Annotated in this window: 14 protein-coding genes; 8 read left to right on the forward strand and 6 right to left on the reverse strand. The window is 51.2% G+C overall.

What is annotated here, in order from left to right:
• The first annotated feature begins 378 nt into the window (after positions 1–378).
• Both CKW26_RS10235 and CKW26_RS10240 read left to right on the forward strand, forming a co-directional pair.
• On the forward strand, positions 379–1,440 hold the full coding sequence (locus tag CKW26_RS10235) for an SDR family oxidoreductase (protein ID WP_095048483.1): 1,062 nt from the start codon (positions 379–381) through the stop codon (positions 1,438–1,440).
• Between the two features lie 51 nt (positions 1,441–1,491).
• A complete protein-coding gene (locus tag CKW26_RS10240) occupies positions 1,492–1,701 on the forward strand; it encodes a hypothetical protein (RefSeq protein ID WP_095048484.1) in 210 nt (69 codons plus the stop codon).
• A gap of 962 nt (positions 1,702–2,663) precedes the next feature.
• Here the strand turns inward: CKW26_RS10240 and CKW26_RS10250 are convergent.
• Both CKW26_RS10250 and CKW26_RS10255 read right to left on the reverse strand, forming a co-directional pair.
• Positions 2,664–3,074 carry an arsenate reductase ArsC gene (locus tag CKW26_RS10250; RefSeq protein ID WP_095048486.1) on the reverse strand — a complete coding sequence of 137 codons (411 nt, stop codon included), beginning with the start codon at positions 3,072–3,074 and terminating at the stop codon, positions 2,664–2,666.
• A gap of 128 nt (positions 3,075–3,202) precedes the next feature.
• Entirely contained in the window at positions 3,203–3,976 is a 774-nt protein-coding gene (locus CKW26_RS10255) for a ParA family protein (RefSeq protein ID WP_095048487.1), read from the reverse strand.
• Between the two features lie 158 nt (positions 3,977–4,134).
• Between CKW26_RS10255 and CKW26_RS10260 the strand changes: the two genes are divergently transcribed.
• Entirely contained in the window at positions 4,135–4,908 is a 774-nt protein-coding gene (locus CKW26_RS10260) for a CHAD domain-containing protein (protein WP_177409242.1), read from the forward strand.
• A gap of 132 nt (positions 4,909–5,040) precedes the next feature.
• Here CKW26_RS10260 and CKW26_RS10265 read toward each other — a convergent pair whose 3' ends face one another.
• Positions 5,041–6,942, reverse strand: coding sequence for a potassium transporter Kup (locus CKW26_RS10265; protein WP_095048489.1), 1,902 nt, complete (start codon positions 6,940–6,942; stop codon positions 5,041–5,043).
• A 345-nt stretch (positions 6,943–7,287) separates the two neighbouring features.
• Between CKW26_RS10265 and CKW26_RS10270 the strand changes: the two genes are divergently transcribed.
• The 4 genes from CKW26_RS10270 (at position 7,288) to CKW26_RS10285 (ending at position 10,561) form a co-directional block, all read left to right on the forward strand.
• Positions 7,288–8,430 carry an ABC transporter substrate-binding protein gene (locus CKW26_RS10270; protein WP_256579892.1) on the forward strand — a complete coding sequence of 381 codons (1,143 nt, stop codon included), beginning with the start codon at positions 7,288–7,290 and terminating at the stop codon, positions 8,428–8,430.
• A gap of 13 nt (positions 8,431–8,443) precedes the next feature.
• On the forward strand, positions 8,444–9,520 hold the full coding sequence (locus tag CKW26_RS10275; RefSeq protein WP_256579894.1) for an iron ABC transporter permease: 1,077 nt from the start codon (positions 8,444–8,446) through the stop codon (positions 9,518–9,520).
• Complete coding sequence (locus CKW26_RS10280; protein WP_095048492.1) at positions 9,517–10,320, forward strand: ABC transporter ATP-binding protein; 804 nt, start codon at positions 9,517–9,519, stop codon at positions 10,318–10,320. The genes CKW26_RS10275 and CKW26_RS10280 overlap by 4 nt, the downstream gene beginning before the upstream one ends.
• 109 nt (positions 10,321–10,429) lie before the next feature.
• Positions 10,430–10,561, forward strand: a complete 132-nt coding sequence (locus CKW26_RS10285; RefSeq protein ID WP_095048493.1) for a DUF2256 domain-containing protein — start codon at positions 10,430–10,432, stop codon at positions 10,559–10,561.
• 46 nt (positions 10,562–10,607) lie between these two features.
• Here CKW26_RS10285 and CKW26_RS10290 read toward each other — a convergent pair whose 3' ends face one another.
• Positions 10,608–10,973: a histone-like nucleoid-structuring protein, MvaT/MvaU family gene (locus CKW26_RS10290; RefSeq protein WP_095048494.1), complete on the reverse strand. Its 366-nt coding sequence runs from the start codon at positions 10,971–10,973 to the stop codon at positions 10,608–10,610.
• Between the two features lie 294 nt (positions 10,974–11,267).
• Between CKW26_RS10290 and CKW26_RS10295 the strand changes: the two genes are divergently transcribed.
• Positions 11,268–12,104 carry an MliC family protein gene (locus CKW26_RS10295; protein ID WP_095048495.1) on the forward strand — a complete coding sequence of 279 codons (837 nt, stop codon included), beginning with the start codon at positions 11,268–11,270 and terminating at the stop codon, positions 12,102–12,104.
• 256 nt (positions 12,105–12,360) lie between these two features.
• On the opposite strand, the gene CKW26_RS10300 is transcribed toward CKW26_RS10295, so the two are convergent.
• Positions 12,361–16,122 carry an autotransporter outer membrane beta-barrel domain-containing protein gene (locus CKW26_RS10300; protein ID WP_095048496.1) on the reverse strand — a complete coding sequence of 1,254 codons (3,762 nt, stop codon included), beginning with the start codon at positions 16,120–16,122 and terminating at the stop codon, positions 12,361–12,363.
• Positions 16,123–16,718: 596 nt separating this feature from the next.
• The gene (locus CKW26_RS10305; protein WP_095048497.1) at positions 16,719–17,708 is read right to left on the reverse strand and encodes a fimbrial protein; all 990 of its coding nucleotides are present in this window, start codon (positions 17,706–17,708) and stop codon (positions 16,719–16,721) included.
• Positions 17,709–17,714: the final 6 nt, after the last annotated feature.

Below are 17,714 nucleotides of genomic sequence, written 5' to 3' on the forward strand. Positions count from 1 at the left end.
ATGCTAGGTTTTGAATGTATAGCCGTCTTCTATAACAACTGCACGCAGTTTAGTCACATATATTTCAAAAGGCTCAATTTCCGCGTCATTGAATCACCGTGATGGAGAAAAACATTGAGGATGAACCTTGCCATTGTCACCCGAGAAGACAACAAAGGGATGCGCTGGCGAGTGTGCGCCTGATCTCACTTTTTCAAGGTTCTCGCCGGTTTAAGAAAAAATGAAAAACCAAGTAATCATCCAAGATGCGAAGGTAGATGACCAAGCGGATTCGATGCGAGTGAAACGCTTGGCATACAAGGTACGCCAATGAAGATCCGGCTAGGTTGAACCTCCATCGCTTCGGAGGACTCCCAAACCTAAATCCAGGAGAAACGTATGACCCAGACAGCTTTCGTCGTGGGCGCCAGCGGCATCGTCGGCAGCGCCATCACTCAGTTACTCATCGACAACAAGTGGCAGGTCGCCGCGCTGTCGAGGCATCCGTCACAAGTGCAAGGCGTAATACCTGTCGCGGCAGACCTCCAGGATCCTGCTTCGCTGGAACAGGCGCTGGCGGATTTGAAACCCACTCATGTGTTCATTACCACATGGTCACGGCAAGCCACGGAGGCCGAGAACATTCGCGTTAATGCCGCCATGGTACGTAATGTGCTCGCGGCTATTCACCCGGCCAAGAGCGTTGAGCATGTAGCGTTGGTCACTGGCCTGAAACACTACCTCGGCCCATTCGAAGCGTATGGAAAAGGCAGCCTTCCGCAAACACCCTTCCGCGAAGAGCAGGGTCGCCTGGATGTCGAGAATTTCTATTACGCCCAAGAGGACGAACTCTTCGCCGCAGCTGAAAAGGACGGCTTCAGTTGGAGCGTTCATCGCCCGCACACCGTCACCGGGGTCGCCGTAGGCAACGCGATGAACATGGCAACCACCCTCGCCGTCTATGCCTCGATTTGCAAAAAAACCAATCGCCCTTTTGTGTTTCCCGGATCAAGAGTGCAGTGGGACAGCCTTACCGATATGACGGATGCCCGTCAGTTGGCGAGACAACAACTGTGGGCGGCCACCACGCCGGCTGCAGCCAACCAAGCATTCAATGTCACTAATGGCGATGTATTTCGTTGGAAGTGGATGTGGAGCCGAATTGCCGAATACTTCGACTTGCCTGCCGCCGATTATCCCGCTTCACTCTCCCCACTTGAGAAGCAGATGGCTGACGACCAAACCGTGTGGAGGCAAATGGTTGCGGAACACGGTTTGAAAGAGTCGGATATCGGGCGCTTGATATCCCCATGGCACACCGATGCAGATCTCGGTCGCCCCATCGAAGTGGTGACGGATATGTCGAAAAGTCGCACCATGGGCTTCACTGCATACCAGGCGAGCGATCAGGCATTTTTCGACGTGTTCAACAAACTACGCGATATGCGCTTGATACCCTAGGTCGTGCCGCAACGGATATGCTCAGATGATTCCAAGGAGGGGAGAAAGAATATGGCAGGCGAATACTCGTTATCAGATGTGCTGGAAAGGATGTATCAGAATCAGCTCGCTCTCGAAGCGGCATTAATGGAATTGACGCTGCACGCTGAAGCTCAGGGTCACGCAGACGTCGGAGACAATGTCCGAGGAGCGCTTTACGCAATTGGTGAAAACGCTGGCCACATCAAGCAAGGTTTGGCACGCCTCAAGAAGTCTCTATGAATACCTCTTACATTTTTTTCACATCCATCGGCGTACGGTGAAGTCAGCTCCTTTTACGATTCACAGCCCGCAATCCCCATGGCGGGCTTTTTTTTGCCGCAATAATGCTTCGAGTAAGCATGTTTGGTTTGGTTTGGAGGCTCGAAAGCTCTTCATGGCAGATCAATATCGAGCATCAGCGGATCTGATTTTAAGGTGGGCACTGAGCGAGGCCGGCCACTGCAGTTTTGAAGTGGCTGACTGGTTTCCAGATTTAGGGAAACCGATTTTTTTCTAGAAATAGGCAGGCTGCAGAAAATGGAGGTTTGGCTAAGCTCGCAGTGACGTCAGCGTGACGCTTGAGCTCGGAATGGTCTGCATGAAGCAAAGGGAGCTGCTACATGGAACCTGATATTAGATCGTTGGTTGCTATAAGCTTGGCTGTAGTCACTTGTCTCGTTTTCTTCCTTCGCCACCTGATGTTGCGGCGGTGGCAGCGCCAGGAGCAGGAAGCATTCATGGCTGCATTGCGATCCCTTCACATCTCTCACTTCGAGCTGCTCTTAGACAGAACTGTCTTTCCTAGTAGGCTCTCGCCTGGTGAGGTGTACCGGATAATTCATAATCAAAACGGCGGATACTTTCTCTACCTTCATACGAGAGGATCACCGGGAGTTCTTCAGCCATTAAGTAAAGAGCGCGCAATGCTTGCAGTGGAGTTGAATAGCTAGCTGAGATGGTCGGTATAGCCACAAATCGACATCTGGTCGCCCCAATCAACGTTTCAACAAGGCTGACCCGGTCATCACTACTTCGAGACTTAGAAGACTTTCAATGAGCGTTGGGCATCCTATTGATCCGAACTACTCTCCTCACGTCGTGCTTTTGGAGCCTGTTCGCAGTGGCGTAGATGTACAGCCTGATTAGTTTTTAGCTTTTGTACCGACCATTGATGGTACTGAATTGGCCGATGCCTCAAGTCACTATCTTGTTTTCACAGTTACGAACATTTTGATGCGGTCATGAATCTCTTGCAGCGCATGGCGAAAAGGTTCATGCCTTTCACTGGTCGTTGGGTCTTCAAAATTCCACACGATGACCTCACCGGAGGACGGCATACGTGAGCTCTCTTCGGAAGACTTATCGCACAGAGTGATCACGTAATGAAACTCTTGCCCATCAAATTCATTGATCGATTTGCTACGCAAGCCAATGGTCTCAATGCCAATGTGATCAAGGGACTCCACGGTTCGCGGATCGACCTCGCCGAGCTCCAGGCCGGCACTGAATGCTTCGAAGTTTGATGAGTAAGTGTGGCTAAGCAGGGCCTCCGCCAAAAGCGAACGGACGTCGTTTTTGGCGCAGACAAACAGCACCCGGATTTTGTCAGCCATTTCTTTCCCCCTCCCGATCCAACGGTGATCTGAGAAAACGACATCGCTTAGTAAAGCAGCGTTTTTATCATCCGACCTCTAGTCGGTGGCAATGTACTATTTCCAAATCTTTCATTGCTCGCGCCAATTTAGCCTGCGTCCTCCAGCACATGCAGGAGGTCAACAAACTGGCGTGTGAGCTTGTGATTTCTATCGAGGTGAATCAGAGGCTGGCACCGTTCATGAGACTCACGCATCTTGATCGAACTGCCGAGATAGACAGGAAGAATCGGCAATCCTTCCTTGATGAGTTCTTCGACCAAATTACGGTGGAAACCCGTCGTGGTCAGATAGTGGTTGATGACAATTCCCTCCACCACTAACGATTCGTTATGGTCAGCTTGTAGTTCGGCCACTTGTGCCAGTACCTGGTACAAAGCTTGGCGAGAGAATGTATCGCAATCAAATGGAATCAGAACCGCATCAGCAGCGATGAGCGCACTGAACGAATAAAAATTCATCGCAGGAGGCGTGTCGATGTATATCCGGTCGTAATCCTGGGAAATGTCGTCCAACAGCCGCCGCAGCTTGTTTATCTTGAATTTCGCTTCCAGCTTTGGCTGCAAATCCGCGAGCTCGCCGCTGGCCGTGATGAGGTGAAGATTGTCGTAGGGTGTCTCTGCGATCCGAGCACGGCTTTTTTTGGGGGCAGGCCCTGAAGACAATGTTTGCTTGAAAAAGTCTGCGATACCCACCGGGATATCATCACCGGACAGGCCCGACAGATAGTAAGTGGAATTGGCCTGGGCATCCAGATCAACAACGAGCGTTCGATAGCCTTCCATTGCGCTTGCAGCAGCCAGGTTGCACACGATGCTCGACTTGCCAACACCTCCCTTTTGATTGAAAACAACACGACGCATCGATGCCCTTCCTGCGGCAAAAGATTTCAGTTTATCGATTTCCCGCGAACCCACAGCAACAACTTGATGAATTTTATATTGCAGCCCTCGTAGGCAATGGCAGCAACGACCCATAGCTCTGCTACGCTTTGCCAACATCCTTTTATGCGAGGTCGATGATGTCTTTTGTCGACGATTTTGTTGCTCAGATTATTTCCTTGGAAGTCTCCCTTTATCACTCGCGCGCCAGGATAAAAGCCAACAGCGACAGCGAAGCCCTGCATGATTTGAGGATTGCGGTACGGAAAATACGCAGTCTCTTGCGCCCTCTGCGCGACATGCCGGAGGTAGCCGCGTTGAATCAATCTGCAGCCGAAGTCGGCAGAGCGACTACACTCACCAGGGATCTGGAGGTCATCATCGGCGAGCTGCAAAAAAGGGGCTATTCGCACCAGGCGGAGAGCCGAAGTGCAGCCCGGATAGAGCAGTATCGAGAGATCGCCGCCAGCCCCGTGCTCGACAAATTATTCGCCGAATTGGATCAATGGCCGGAGCTATTCAGGACAGCAGAGAGAGCAGGCGAACTGGTTGATGTCAAAAGACAGATTGAGAAAGCATTGAAGAAAAGAATCACTCAATTGGTTGCTGGACTTCGCGATAAAGACTTTGATCGACACGAGTTACGGATCATCGTGAAAAACGCGAGATACCTATCCGATGCGTTTCCGACACTGTCACCACTCAAGGCAAAATCCAGAGATCAATTGAAGTCGGTACAAACATCACTTGGCTCATGGCACGATCACCATCAGTGGTGCCTGCGAGCTGAGGCTGAACCGGACTTGCTCGAAATCGCACCCTACTGGAAAGTCGCGTCAGAACAGGCGCTGGCAGATGCTGAGCTGAAGCTGGCATCGCTGCTTGATCACTTGAAGAAGGATCTGGCGGAGTAAAATTGGCCATCCCACTGAGGCGATTTGGTCGCGTGGTTAGCTGAATTCAAACGCTTCAACGGCGCCCACTGGAAAAAGTGAGCGCCGCCAGACAGTCGCTAAACAATCAAACTAGAGCAACCTCGCTTACCTCTACATCTCAACCTGCGTGCCCAATTCGATCACTCGATTCAGCGGCAAATTGAAGTATTTAAGGTTGCTGTTGGCGTTCTTGAGTAGAAAGGCGAACAGGCTTTCTCGCCAACGAGCCATCCCGATACGCTTGGTCGGAATAACTGTTTCGCGGCTAAGGAAGTAGGTGGTACGCATCGGACTGAAATCCAGCTCATTCAAGTGACAGAGACTCAACGCTGCGGGTACGTCAGGCTCCTCGATGAAGCCAAAGTGCAGGCTGACTCGGAAAAATCCTTCACCATAAGCCTCGACCTCAAACCGCCGATCAGCAGTCACACGCGGGCTGTCTTCAGAGACCACCGTTAGCAAAACCACCTGCTCGTGCAGAACCTGGTTATGCAAGAGGTTGTGCAAGAGCGCATGGGGGACAGCATCAGCCTTGGCCGTTAGAAACACTGCAGTACCTTGAACCCGATGCGGTGGCTGCGAACGTATGCTGCTGATGAACAACGGCAGAGGAAGTGCGGTCTCGTCCAAGCGCTCAACGATGATCTTCCGCCCCCGCTTCCAGGTGGTCATCAAGATAAACAGACCAATGCCTGCGATCACGGGGAACGCACCTCCTTGAAAAATCTTCGGCGCGTTGGCCGTGAAATACAGACCGTCTACTAGCAGAAAGCCCAGCAGCAATGGAATGGCCAGCCAACGCGGTGTTTTCCAGAGGAGAAGCACTACAGCCGAGGACAGGATGGTCGTGATCAGCATTGTGCCCGTCACAGCGACCCCGTAGGCAGCAGCCAAAGCACTAGACGACTCGAAGCCAATCACCAGCAACACTACACCGACCATTAACGCCCAGTTGACCGTGCCGATGTAGATCTGCCCCTGCTCTTGGCTGGAGGTGTGCTGGATAAACATACGAGGGACGTACCCTAGTTGGATGGCCTGGCGCGTCAGGGAGAAAGCACCGGAGATTACGGCTTGAGAAGCGATGATGGTCGCCAGTGTGGAGAGCGCGACCATAGGCAGCAGTGCCCAACTCGGCGCTAGCAAATAGAACGGGTTGCGCACTGCCTCTGGGTTTTCCAGGATCAAGGCGCCTTGGCCAAAATAATTGAGTACCAGCCCCGGCAACACCAACATGAACCATGCACGAGAAATCGGCTTGCGGCCAAAATGTCCCATGTCGGCATACAGTGCTTCAGCACCGGTCAATGCCAACACGACGGCGCCCAAAATGGCTACACCCATGCCTGGATGAGCAACAAAAAACTGTACTGCCCAAACAGGGTTTAGCGCTTGCAGCACTTCGGGGCGCTGCAAAATGCCGTGGATACCGAGGGCGCCCAGCACCACAAACCACAGCACCATGACAGGGCCAAATAGGATGCCGATTCGAGCTGTGCCATGTTTTTGTATCAAGAACAGGGCGACGAGCACGACCACTGATATAGGCACGACCCAGCGCTCGATACCATCAAATGCTAACTGCAGCCCCTCTACCGCCGAGAGCACCGAAATAGCCGGGGTGATCATGCTGTCCCCGTAAAAAAGTGCCGCACCGAACAGACCGAGCAGAACCAGTATCTTGCTCATGTGCGGATAAGGTGCTGACGCACGGCGGGCTAAAGCAGTCAACGCCATGATGCCGCCTTCGCCCTGATTGTCGGCACGTAAAATGAACAATACGTATTTGATCGAGACTACCCAGATCAATGACCAAAAGATCAATGACAGGATGCCAAGTACGCCATCGTGATTCACTTGAACACCGTAGTGCCCGGAAAAGACCTCTTTCAAGGTGTAGAGGGGGCTAGTGCCAATGTCTCCGTAAACCACACCTACAGCGGCGACAAGCAAGCCCACCCCGGATGTTTTGGATAGGGAGTCTGTGTGTGTAACGGTTGCGGTCTCACTCAAGGTGACGCCCTCTCAATTAGCGGGGAGTAACTGCATGCCATCCTTGGGCAATACGTTTTTCCAGGGCCAACTGCAGAGCAAGGCACATGGACGATCTAAAAAATCGGGGCCAGTATCGTGGTGAGCAACAAAATCTACCGTAAAGAAACCGTAAAAAACTCGTATCAATATTCCCAACAATCCGTCCTCGCCATGCCTCCTTTTGTAATTGCAACATTAGAAGCATGAAATTTTCTTTAAAGGACGAATGAGATTTATTCCCATAGCCTAGGCCCGCGTTTTTTGATTCGATTCAGGTAGGACGGTTTCGATCAACGCGTCTACTCAGCGGCTATGGAAACTCCTATGCAACATTTGAAAAATCTCATCGCGAGTATCGGTTTGCTAGTTGCAGGTCAGTCGATGGCAAATGCGACGACCTATCCCGTAACGGTGACCGATGTTGCCAATCGCCAAGTAGAGATTGCGCAAGAGCCTAAGCGAATCGTCCTTCAGGATGGCCGTGACCTATTCACCTTGGCCCTGCTCGACCGCCAGGATCCTTTTAAGCGCATCGTCGCTTGGAACAACATCGTCAAGCGTGCCGATCCGAACACCTGGAAGGTGTTCGAGCAGCAGTGGCCGGAATCGGCGAATCGTGCGACGGACATGAAGTTCGGCGATGAAGGCGATCTCAATCTGGAAGCGATAGTTTCGGCACATCCTGACCTGCTGGTTTTCCAGACCCGCGCCCGCGCCTCCTTGGAGAGTGCTGGTGTCGCGCAAAAGCTCGCGGCGCTCAAAATCCCCGTGGTGTTTGTCGACAGCGACATTGATCCCGTGGTCAACAGCCAGAAAACCGTAGCTCTGTTAGGCAAAGTGCTCAATCGCGAAGCAGAAGCGAAGGCATACCTTGATTTCTATCAGAATCATCTCGCCAAGATCGATCAGAACATCAAGCAACACACGCAAAAACCCTTGGTGTTCGTCGAGGCAAAAGCCGGCCAAGGCGGTGCGTCTGCATGCTGTTTCACTCATGGTGACGTGTATTGGGGGAAACTCGTGCAAGCCGCCGGAGGGCAGAACTTAGGGTCTAGCTTACTGCTCGGTGCAACCGGTGACGTGACACTGGAAACGGTGCTCAGCAAAAAGCCCGACGTCTATGTGATGACTGGCTCACAGTTCCCAGGTTCGACCTCTGTCGCACCGCCATTTGGTTTTGGTGATAGTGTGCAGCAGCCGATGATAGATCGCTCATTGAGCCTGCTGCAGGAGCGTCCTGGATTCGCCCAATTGAAAGCCAGCCAGAACGCTCGGGTGTACGGAATCTATCACCAGTTTTACGCAAGCTCCTGGAACATTCTCGCGCTCGAATACCTCAATCAAGCGTTCTATCCCGACAGCGGACAGCACCTAGATACAGCCGAAAGCCTCGCCACGCTTTTCAGCCTTACCGGATTGGAAGCCGTGCCCGCCGTCCTCTACTCGCATGCGCCCGCCAATGACTGAGTTACCAGCGGCCATGGCGATATCCGGCCCTCTCGTCCCGCCCTCCCCTCAGGCCCACTACGCTCATACCATTTGGCGACGTAGCGCGTTACTGACCCTCTTGTTGGTGTTGGCACTTGCAGCATTCATTGCTGACCTGATCGTCGGCTCCGGGACGCTCACACTGGGTGAAGCTATAACCGGGTTGCTACGTCCCGACAGTGTCGATTCCAGCACCCGGGTAATCCTTTGGGAGCTGCGGATGCCGATGACACTGATGGCGGTACTAGCCGGCACCTGCTTGTCGCTCTCGGGATTGATTATGCAGTCCGTCCTCGACAACCCGCTCGCAGAGCCTTTTACGCTAGGTATCTCGTCAGCCGCAGGTTTCGGTGCGTCACTGGCACTCGCCCTCAACCTATCTTTTAGCCATGCGTTGCCAGGATTGAGCGCCGACCTGATAGTCACCGCCAACGCGTTCCTATTCTCGTTAACGACAGTTGGAATCATCCTGCTGCTGACACGCGGACATGTGGGCCTTCAGGCCATCACGTTGCTGGGAATCGCGATGCACTTTGTCTTCAGCTCACTGTTGGGGATGGCTCAATACGTGGCGAGCACCGATCAATTGCAAAGCATCGTGTTCTGGCTGATGGGCTCGCTGCTGCATGCCACCTGGAACAAAGTCACGTTGTGTGCCGTGATCGCAACCATCGCAATTCCGGTCGTGCTGCTCCAAGCCTGGGCGTTGACGGCGTTGCGCAGCTTTGGCGAACAGGCCGTGGTGTTCGGCATTCCGGTGCGCCGACTGCGCACGACGATGTTGGTATTGGCGGCGCTGTTGGCGGGCGCTGTCACTTCGGTGGTGGGTGTGATCGGCTTTGTGGGCCTCGTCGCGCCGCACGTTGCAAGGCTGCTAGTGGGCGAAGACCAGCGCTTCACCATCGGCGTGACCATTGCTTGCGGAATCATCTTCGTGACCCTGGCCTCTCTGGCCAGCAAATTGATCGTCCCCGGTGCCGTGTTACCCATCGGCATGGTCACCTCACTAATTGGTCTGCCATTCTTTATCATTCTTATCCTGCGCGACCGGAGGCTGACGTCCCGATGAGTTTCACTACCACCAACTACCGGGTGACTTTGCGCGGCAAGCCTATTCTCAAGGGATTGAACGTGAACGTTGACGCCGGCAACACAATGGCTTTGCTGGGTGCCAACGGTGCGGGGAAGTCGACCTTCATGAAAGGATTGTGCGGACTCGTGCCTGCTTTCGGTTTTGCCAGCATCAACGGCACGGCATTACTGGGGATGTCTCCTGCCACCCGCGCGAGGATGATTGGCTACGTCGCGCAAGATCTCGCGCATCTCGACGTACGACTGTCGACCTATGAGCTCTTGCTGCTCGCTCAGCAAGGCAGTGCACGCAGCTGGAAAACCAGCGCAGAGGCGCGATACAAGGCAACCGAACTGCTTGAGCTGCTTGGATTGCAACGTTTCGCCGAGAAACAGCCTGGTCAACTTTCCGGTGGCGAACGACAGATGATTTCCCTTGCCCTAGCGCTAATTCGCAGTCCGCAACTACTGCTGCTGGATGAACCCACCTCGGCTTTGGATTTGGCCAATCAATTACAGATTCTTGATGCCGTCAGCGAGTACACACGCAAGCACAACATCGTCACGCTGGCGATCTTTCATGACATGAATCTGGCCAGTCGCTACGCGGACGACACGCTCATGCTTGATCAGGGCATCGTGCATTGCTGCGGCCCAACGAGAACCACATTAACCCCAGAAAATCTGGCGCAGGTGTATGGGGTTGACTGCAGAGCGCTGAGCGTCGAAGCCGGCGCCTTCACAGCGATCTATCCAGTATCGGTGATTGCGCCCGAGAGCCAGGCTGGCGGTAGATAAAATTTACGGTTTATGTGAGATCACGGCTCTAATTAAGAGGTAATCTTGATGCCACAAGGCAACGTCGCGCGCGCCGGTAAGGCCAGGGCATAGATGAAGGTGAGTCATTCTGAAAAAAGGTGCTCTGCCAGTCAAAACTTGCGTGACCTGCGGTCTTCCCTTCACATGGAGAAAAAAGTGGGCGCGCTGCTGGTATGAAGTTCGCTACTGCTCGGAGCGCTGCCGGCGCAGCAAAGGCTGAATTAAAAAAAGGGCCATTAGAGGCCCCTTTATTGTTCGATCTAAGATTACTTCTTGAGCCAAGACTCGACGGTCGCAGCGCCGTGCTCTGCTTTCCAATCTTTCAACGTCTTATGGTTGCCGCCTTTAGTTTCGACGACTTCGCCTGTGTGAGGGTTTTTGTAAACCTTCAACTGGCGAGGCTTGCGACTGCCCACTTTGGACTCGGCTACTGGAGCGCGACGGACTGCTTGAGGATCGAGCAGGTTGATCACGTCCTTGAGGCTATAGCCGTATTTTGCGAGCAAATCGCGCAGCTTCGTTTCGAATTCAATTTCTTTCTTGAGGCCAGCGTCGCCTTTAAGGGCTTCGAGCGCTTGGAGCTGTTCGGCTAGGTGTTTTTCCAGCTGGCGGAATTCGGCAAGTTTTGACATGACAAGTCTCGGTTAGATAGATAACTAAGAGTGTATTGCATATCTGCTTTTCGTGCCTGCTCGGTGACTAGGCTACGGAAAATTATCAGTTAGTACCATGGCCCAGCCGAAAATCAAAAAATTCTGTGTAGGTCTCAGCGCTCCTCCAGAGGAGAACCTTAGGCTCACCGAGTTAGTCAATCGTTGACACTAGATGCCAGGAATACTGCAATCTACCGAGGATTTACCGATCAATAGCGCGTCAGAGAGAATAAGATCGGTACTTCGCGATTGCCTAAATTAAAGGAACCCTATGTGAGCAAATATTTGGTTTTATTATTGGTTAGTGTCACAGGCATCGCTCAGGCGCAATCCCTATGTTCAACAACATGGTATCAATCGGTCGAAAAGGTTCTGCATACGGCTGATACTCAAGGGCACGGATCGGATTTAGGTTCTAACGAATGGAAGTCGGTGATCGAATTCAAGCTCGGGGTTCGCGATCGGCCAGATGTTCCTGAGCGAAGCTCAGAGCAATGGTGCCAGTACGTTGATCAGCAAATCAGTGAGATGTGGGCGACCGAAGGGCGCATGAGAAAATTGTTGATTGTCAATGAATCACCTGACCCATCGTACGAATGCACAAAAGTGAAGCCTAGTGGTATTGAAGCAAAGATATGTGAAGACAAAGCGCTATCGGCCCTGGATCGCAAGCTCTCGGCAGTATATGCCAGTGTAAGCACTAAGGCCGGCAACGAGCATGCTCCACGGCTCAAAGCAGAGCAGCGGGGATGGATTAAGGGGCGAAACGACTGCTGGAAGAGTAATGATGTCGCTGCATGCTTGCGCATGGAATATCAATTTCGCATCGCTGAGTTGCAAGCACGGCACCGACTGGTAGCTGGCACTGGGCCTATCTATTACGAATGCGACGGCAACTCCGCGAACGAGATAACTGCCATGTTCTTCGAAACTGATCCACCGACATTGATCGCCGAGCGTAGCGACAGCGTATCGCTGATGTATCAGCAACCGAGTGTCAGTGGCATCAAGTACGTCGGGCCCAATGAATCGCTTTGGGAGCATCAGACCGAAACCATAATCATCTGGGGATATGGCGCCCCCGAAGAGCTTTGCAAAAGAAAGCCTTAAGCAGCGCTTTCAATCAAGCGGCGAAATTACGAATGCTTGAACGGCAACATTCTGCCGAAAGCACTCAACAGCGACTGCTTTCGCGCAAGCCTGCACTTTAAGAGCTGACATGACTTGTCACCTAAGCAATTACATCTGCTGGCGATGGTCATCCGTAACCTGCCGCGCGTGACGCGCACTGGTAACAACCCGAGGGGAATTAGGACTAAAAGAACGGCCCAGCAAACCGGGCCGTTCTATTCAGGCGTGGCATAATTTACCAGCAATATTTCACACCAAACTGACCAGTGGTCTCGCTCTGATTAGCAGTTGCTATCTGGGTGCTCAAGTGACCCCAGGCGCTCCATCCGCTGCCGATATCAACCTCAGCGCCGACCTTTACCTCATACGTATCATTCGCTGTGCTAAGTTTGCTGGTGATATTGTTGAACGACATTGCACTGTCGTCCTCACTGTGCCACCAGTTCACGGCAACAAAGGGTTGTATGCGAGTGCCCGATTTTTCCGTCGGACGGACATATGCTCGGGCCCCCAAGCGCGTGGTGACGTTATCCGAAGCCTTCGATTTGACCGTAGTACCATTCTCTTCTCGGTGCTTGTCTGCCTTGAAGTTCGTATAGATTACCTGCGCTTGCGGTTCTAGGTAGTAAGCCTTGCTCTCCCCTTGTCCCACGTTTAAGGCATAGCCGGTTTCAACCGAAGCCGAAAACGTTCTGCTGCGATAGCTTTCGCGAGCCAAGCCATCACCTTTGACACCGTTCTCATAATGTCCGGATTGCAACCAGGTATCGACATATGCACCCGTCGAATCAACACCGTTCTGAAACCAAGTACCGTACATACCCACGCTGTAGCCTTCCACCTCCCCCTTAGCGTTGTAGCCGAGAATATTGGAGCTGATACCAGTCGTCGCCTTACCTTTAGCAGCCATCACGCCCAAGTGATAATTATCATCGCCATCTGTCCAACGGGCCACCTCTGCACCAAGCTGTAACGTGTCGGTGCTTGTGTTCAGGTCGATTTGGTTCTCGCCGGTATCGCCAGTGAAGTCATTATGCTTCACACGCATCCATACCGAACCTTGTGCGCCCTCAGTGGGACTAGAGTCGAGCTCACCAGCTCGCTCGTGCAAGGTGTGCTGGAACATACCAATCGCTGCCCGAGTATTGCCAAGATAAGCACCAATTTCAGGTCGGTATAGACTCGGCTTATTGGGACGCACCGGCTCTGGCTGCTCCGGATGCTCCAGACCTACTACCTCAACAAGATCATCATGCTTTTCTTCGGGTGCTTCCGAACGTAGATACCAATCACCGTCATGTTCAGAGGTCTTGCCTCCTTGGAATAGAAGGTACTCATTGCTGCCTGCAACCACACGGTTACCCAGCTTGAATACGCCATTAGACGCACCATCCACCCGCACCACTTCAATACCATCACCGTAGGTAAAATGACCTTGGCCGCTAGAATTGTTGAGCTTGAGGAATGTTTCACCGCTCGAGTCCCCTTGTATTATGAGCTTGTCACTGTGTGAGTCATCGCCGCCTAGCCGCGCATTCATTGCAAGCACCCCGTTATCGCCGATGTAGTTGCCTGCCACAGTTAGGGTCTTGAATTCTTCAAAAGCAGAGCGATTCGAGTTCGGCGGGGAAAAGGCGATCGTGCTATCGGCAATGCGCAAGCTGCTTACATTAGAGTCACTCAGCATGTTCCAAATAGAACCCCCTTTCAAATCCAAGTCTAAAACGACACTAGGCCCAGAAAAGCGTACGGCGGAACCATCCCAAGTAGAGTTACCGGCTAAACTGAGATTAATGCGGGTGTCTTGATCCATCACAAGAATGTTTCCGTTTAAATGAGCATTCTCGCTAGCGCTTAAAACTGTAGCGGAGGCAGATTCTCCAGAAAGGAGCACCCCATTACCACCCGTTATTGAGCTATTATTCATGACGTCAATCGCTACGTTTCCAGACTTTACTCGTAACGCAGTACTCTTTTCCGAAATGATATGGCTGTTCCCAAATGACGCTCTACTACCATCAGATAGGGAAACACCAACACTATCATTACCTGAAGTTATTAGAGTCAATCCATCTGCAGCAACGGTGCCTCCAGAAGTGACGTGAATGCCTGATGAACTATTTCCATGCGAGATAATGACGCTATCATTGAAAGTCATTTTTCCATTATCGCCGATCCAACCTCCATACGAAAAATCACCTAAAGTCGTAATATGCGAGCGCGCTGCGCGCATCTCGGTTCCGTTGCCCGTCAGGTGGAGACCAAATGCACTGTCACCTTGGGTGATAAGCTTTGTATCCTTAATATCGATCACAGCGCCATTATTAGCGTAGGTAGCCGAGCCATTATCGCCACGACTAGTCACACTACTATTAGAGATAGAAGCAAAACCGCTCCCCTCATCGACCGCAATGCCACGCCCCATATCAGATGTAATGCCTACATTATCCAGAGTCAGAATTGAACCATTCCTTGCTATGACACCATCACCATTCTCACCTGAAGCCGATATTGACGAATTTACCACACTGACTAAAGCTCCATAATTTGCCAACAAACCTGCTGCATCTGCGCCAGATGTTAAGACTACAATATTAGAGCCTCGAATTTCGCCTCCGCTTGAGTATAATCCACTTGCGTTATTGCCTTGGGTTTTTATATGCATTTGGGATAGCGTAGCTTTAGAGCCAAGACCATCCAGAACTAATCCATGTCCCCCTCCCCCCAAAGTATGTATGTCGATATTTTCGCCTGTGAGTATGCTGTTATCCAAGTGAACTGCACTAGCGCCCGTGTTGTCGGTCTGGATCGAAGTGCTCCGAAGTGATCCAACGCTTCGGTCAGTCAAGTAAATGCCGCGAGCAGCTACTCCTTCCGTTGCTATCGTGACTCTGTCTAAGGAAGCAGTGCCTAAAGCGCTTGCAATCACACCGCCAGCCTCCGCCCCTTTAGTACTTAATATACTATTATTGAGTGAAATCAAACCGCCTCGGCTAGCAAAGATTGCGTGTGCACCTTTACCTGACGTACTAACATCTGTATTAACAACATTAATAAATGAGTCAGTATCACCCGAATGTAACGCCTGCGCATCGTCCCCCCTAGTCTCAATAGAAGAACCATCGATAGAAATTTGGGCACCGCCTGCCACATACGCAGCGGAGCCACCAATGACTCCTGCACTATGAGTTATGATACTGCCACGGGTCATATTGACTTGAGACAGTTCCGATGACGCAATTAAGCCCCGTCCCTCGTTCACACTCACTTGAACATCACTCAAGTCAGCTGAGCCTGCATACACAGCCACGCCATTGCTAGTTTTACCCTTAGTACTGATAGAGCCACCTGTTATTTTTATTTGAGACTTCGCCGATACATAGATCCCGTTTGAACGATCGCCTGTAGTAGAAATTGCGGAATCAGTAACGGTGGCCGTGCTGGCATCATGTACCTTTATGCCTCCGGCTAAATTCTCTCCAACCCTATTACCTTCAACGTTAATAACTGCACCATCAATAAGGATATTTGCTCCCTGTACCGCTGTTACGCCATACGCCGCATCACCAGTTACGACAACCTCAACACCGTCACCGGAAGAGTCGCGCCGTAGATTAAGTTTGCTGCCAAAAACTGCATAAGCGCCATGAGAAGTAGCGCCCGATGATCGAATTCTACCGCCGCTAATTTCGATGAGACTGTCAGCACCGCTCGCATGAGCTCCGAAGGCTCTTTCGCCATCTGTAGTGACAGATGCATCAGAGGTAAATATTTTACCTTTACTTAGCGCGTATAGGCCGATTCCGTCCAGATAATCACTTCCAGACGTATTGATACTTATACCGTCGTCCGTAGTTATGCTGGTGCCATTTGCCTTAACCTGCTGAGCTGCGGCAGGTAAACTCAACGCGGAAAGTAAAGCAGTTGCCTGACAAATTAGAATCGACAAGAGCTTCTTTTTGAATCTTTCCGGGCTAACTACGTATTTAGCATTCATTTTTCCCCTACCTATAAGTTTTGCACGGTAAAGCGATGAAATGTATTGGTTGTCTCTAACGGTGCATGGAGGCGAGCCGTCACGTCTTGCTTTAGTTATGCGAAGGTCGAAAAACTAATTAAAAGCCTGGCATTAGTTAAAGTGCTTCAGGCAATAAACAATTTCGTATACATCGTATTTTTATATAAGGGTGAATGCATCACACCTCCGCGAGCACTTGATAAGCTCGTTTCCTGAAAGACTACTGTTTTGTCAAAGCGGAGGTTCAATCGCGTGAAAGCTCGCCCAAAAACGCCGCAATAGTCTTGCGTTAACAACCATGGACGGGGCAGAAAATATTCCGAGAATATAACAACGGGGGGTAACGCTTCGACCTAAAATCTCCGTACTGAGAGGCGCTTGCCCAACTCCAGACTCGATAAGCAATCATTATAAAACCGAAACCGCTTACACCAACTTTTGACGATACCGTCAAGTATATCGCCGCCTGTATACCGCTAAGTAATGAAGACGGCTAGTCCCTATTTGTTAATTCGCCTCGTTACATAGACTCAGACAAATTAAGGTTATAGACCAATGCACTGCATAGCGAGTTTTTAGTTGTACGTCAAAGTAAAAGTAGCCGTGCCATTTGCCTTCCCGGCGGTCACTGTACTTTGAGTTTGATAATAACGCGCCTCCATCACGATATTATTATTCCCGGAGGTCGAGTCTCCCACAGCTGTGGCCGCTCCTAACGTCACCGGCGCTCCACGGAACAACAACTGTATACCGACTCCTTTAGCATCGAGATTTCCCATAGTTGACCCTAGCGCCATCACGCCTTTTACTCCAGAACTATCTGCCGCTGCATTCCAAGTGATTTTCAATGGAGTTATTCCATTACAATTAATAGGAATCGAAAATTCTTTGGCTCCTGAGGTACTCCCCACTCCACTAAAGGTACTTCGCTTCACCTCTCCCATTGCGACATTGAGTGACGTGCTCCCGATCGAGCAAGTTGTTGTGGTAAAGCTCCCGCCATTAACAATATTAATTGCCGACATCCAATATGGACTAATCTCTTCAACAATCTCGCCAGCATAAAGCCCTGTATTTATAGAGCCCGGAGTAATTGGCCCGGTTTTTATAATCTCAACTTTAAAACCACGCGAGTTCATTACCAATGTGCCAGAACTGCCATTCTGAGGAGTCAAAAACGCATATGGATAATTACCAGCCCCTCCAAAGTATTTATTGTAACCTAATACTAGCAACCTCATACCCACACCTTGCAAATTGGTTTGGAGCAACCCGTTGCCGTCTGGAGTACGCCCCCTAAATTCCGCCCTAAGAACCACTGGTTCTCGACAATTAGTTGCATACGGCCCATCCGGATATGAAACTACTTGTGAATACAAAACGGTGCCAGTTGGAGTATTACCCTCAACCCTTATTGCTGGAATCGATACATTGAAAGGTTTTTCTTTCCAGCCGTTTACAGGTGTGCATGCTGCATGCGCAGTCAAGCCAGATACGCTATTCACGATCATTAGAAAAAGCGAAAACGCGAAACTTGAGAAACGACTCTTGTTTAAAATATTCATGATCAA

The sequence above is a fragment of the Pseudomonas sp. Irchel s3h9 genome, from assembly GCF_900187475.1.
GTDB lineage: Bacteria > Pseudomonadota > Gammaproteobacteria > Pseudomonadales > Pseudomonadaceae > Aquipseudomonas > Aquipseudomonas neuropathica.

Excerpts from the sequence above, each read along its gene's own strand:
- CKW26_RS10235 (WP_095048483.1), top strand. The coding sequence starts at position 379 with ATGACCCAGACAGCTTTCGTCGTGGGCGCCAGCGGCATCGTCGGCAGC.
- CKW26_RS10240 (WP_095048484.1), top strand. The coding sequence starts at position 1,492 with ATGGCAGGCGAATACTCGTTATCAGATGTGCTGGAAAGGATGTATCAG.
- CKW26_RS10250 (WP_095048486.1), bottom strand. The coding sequence starts at position 3,074 with ATGGCTGACAAAATCCGGGTGCTGTTTGTCTGCGCCAAAAACGACGTC.
- CKW26_RS10255 (WP_095048487.1), bottom strand. The coding sequence starts at position 3,976 with ATGCGTCGTGTTGTTTTCAATCAAAAGGGAGGTGTTGGCAAGTCGAGC.
- CKW26_RS10260 (WP_177409242.1), top strand. The coding sequence starts at position 4,135 with ATGTCTTTTGTCGACGATTTTGTTGCTCAGATTATTTCCTTGGAAGTC.
- CKW26_RS10270 (WP_256579892.1), top strand. The coding sequence starts at position 7,288 with ATGCAACATTTGAAAAATCTCATCGCGAGTATCGGTTTGCTAGTTGCA.
- CKW26_RS10275 (WP_256579894.1), top strand. The coding sequence starts at position 8,444 with ATGGCGATATCCGGCCCTCTCGTCCCGCCCTCCCCTCAGGCCCACTAC.
- CKW26_RS10280 (WP_095048492.1), top strand. The coding sequence starts at position 9,517 with ATGAGTTTCACTACCACCAACTACCGGGTGACTTTGCGCGGCAAGCCT.
- CKW26_RS10290 (WP_095048494.1), bottom strand. The coding sequence starts at position 10,973 with ATGTCAAAACTTGCCGAATTCCGCCAGCTGGAAAAACACCTAGCCGAA.
- CKW26_RS10300 (WP_095048496.1), bottom strand. The coding sequence starts at position 16,122 with ATGAATGCTAAATACGTAGTTAGCCCGGAAAGATTCAAAAAGAAGCTC.
- CKW26_RS10305 (WP_095048497.1), bottom strand. The coding sequence starts at position 17,708 with ATGAATATTTTAAACAAGAGTCGTTTCTCAAGTTTCGCGTTTTCGCTT.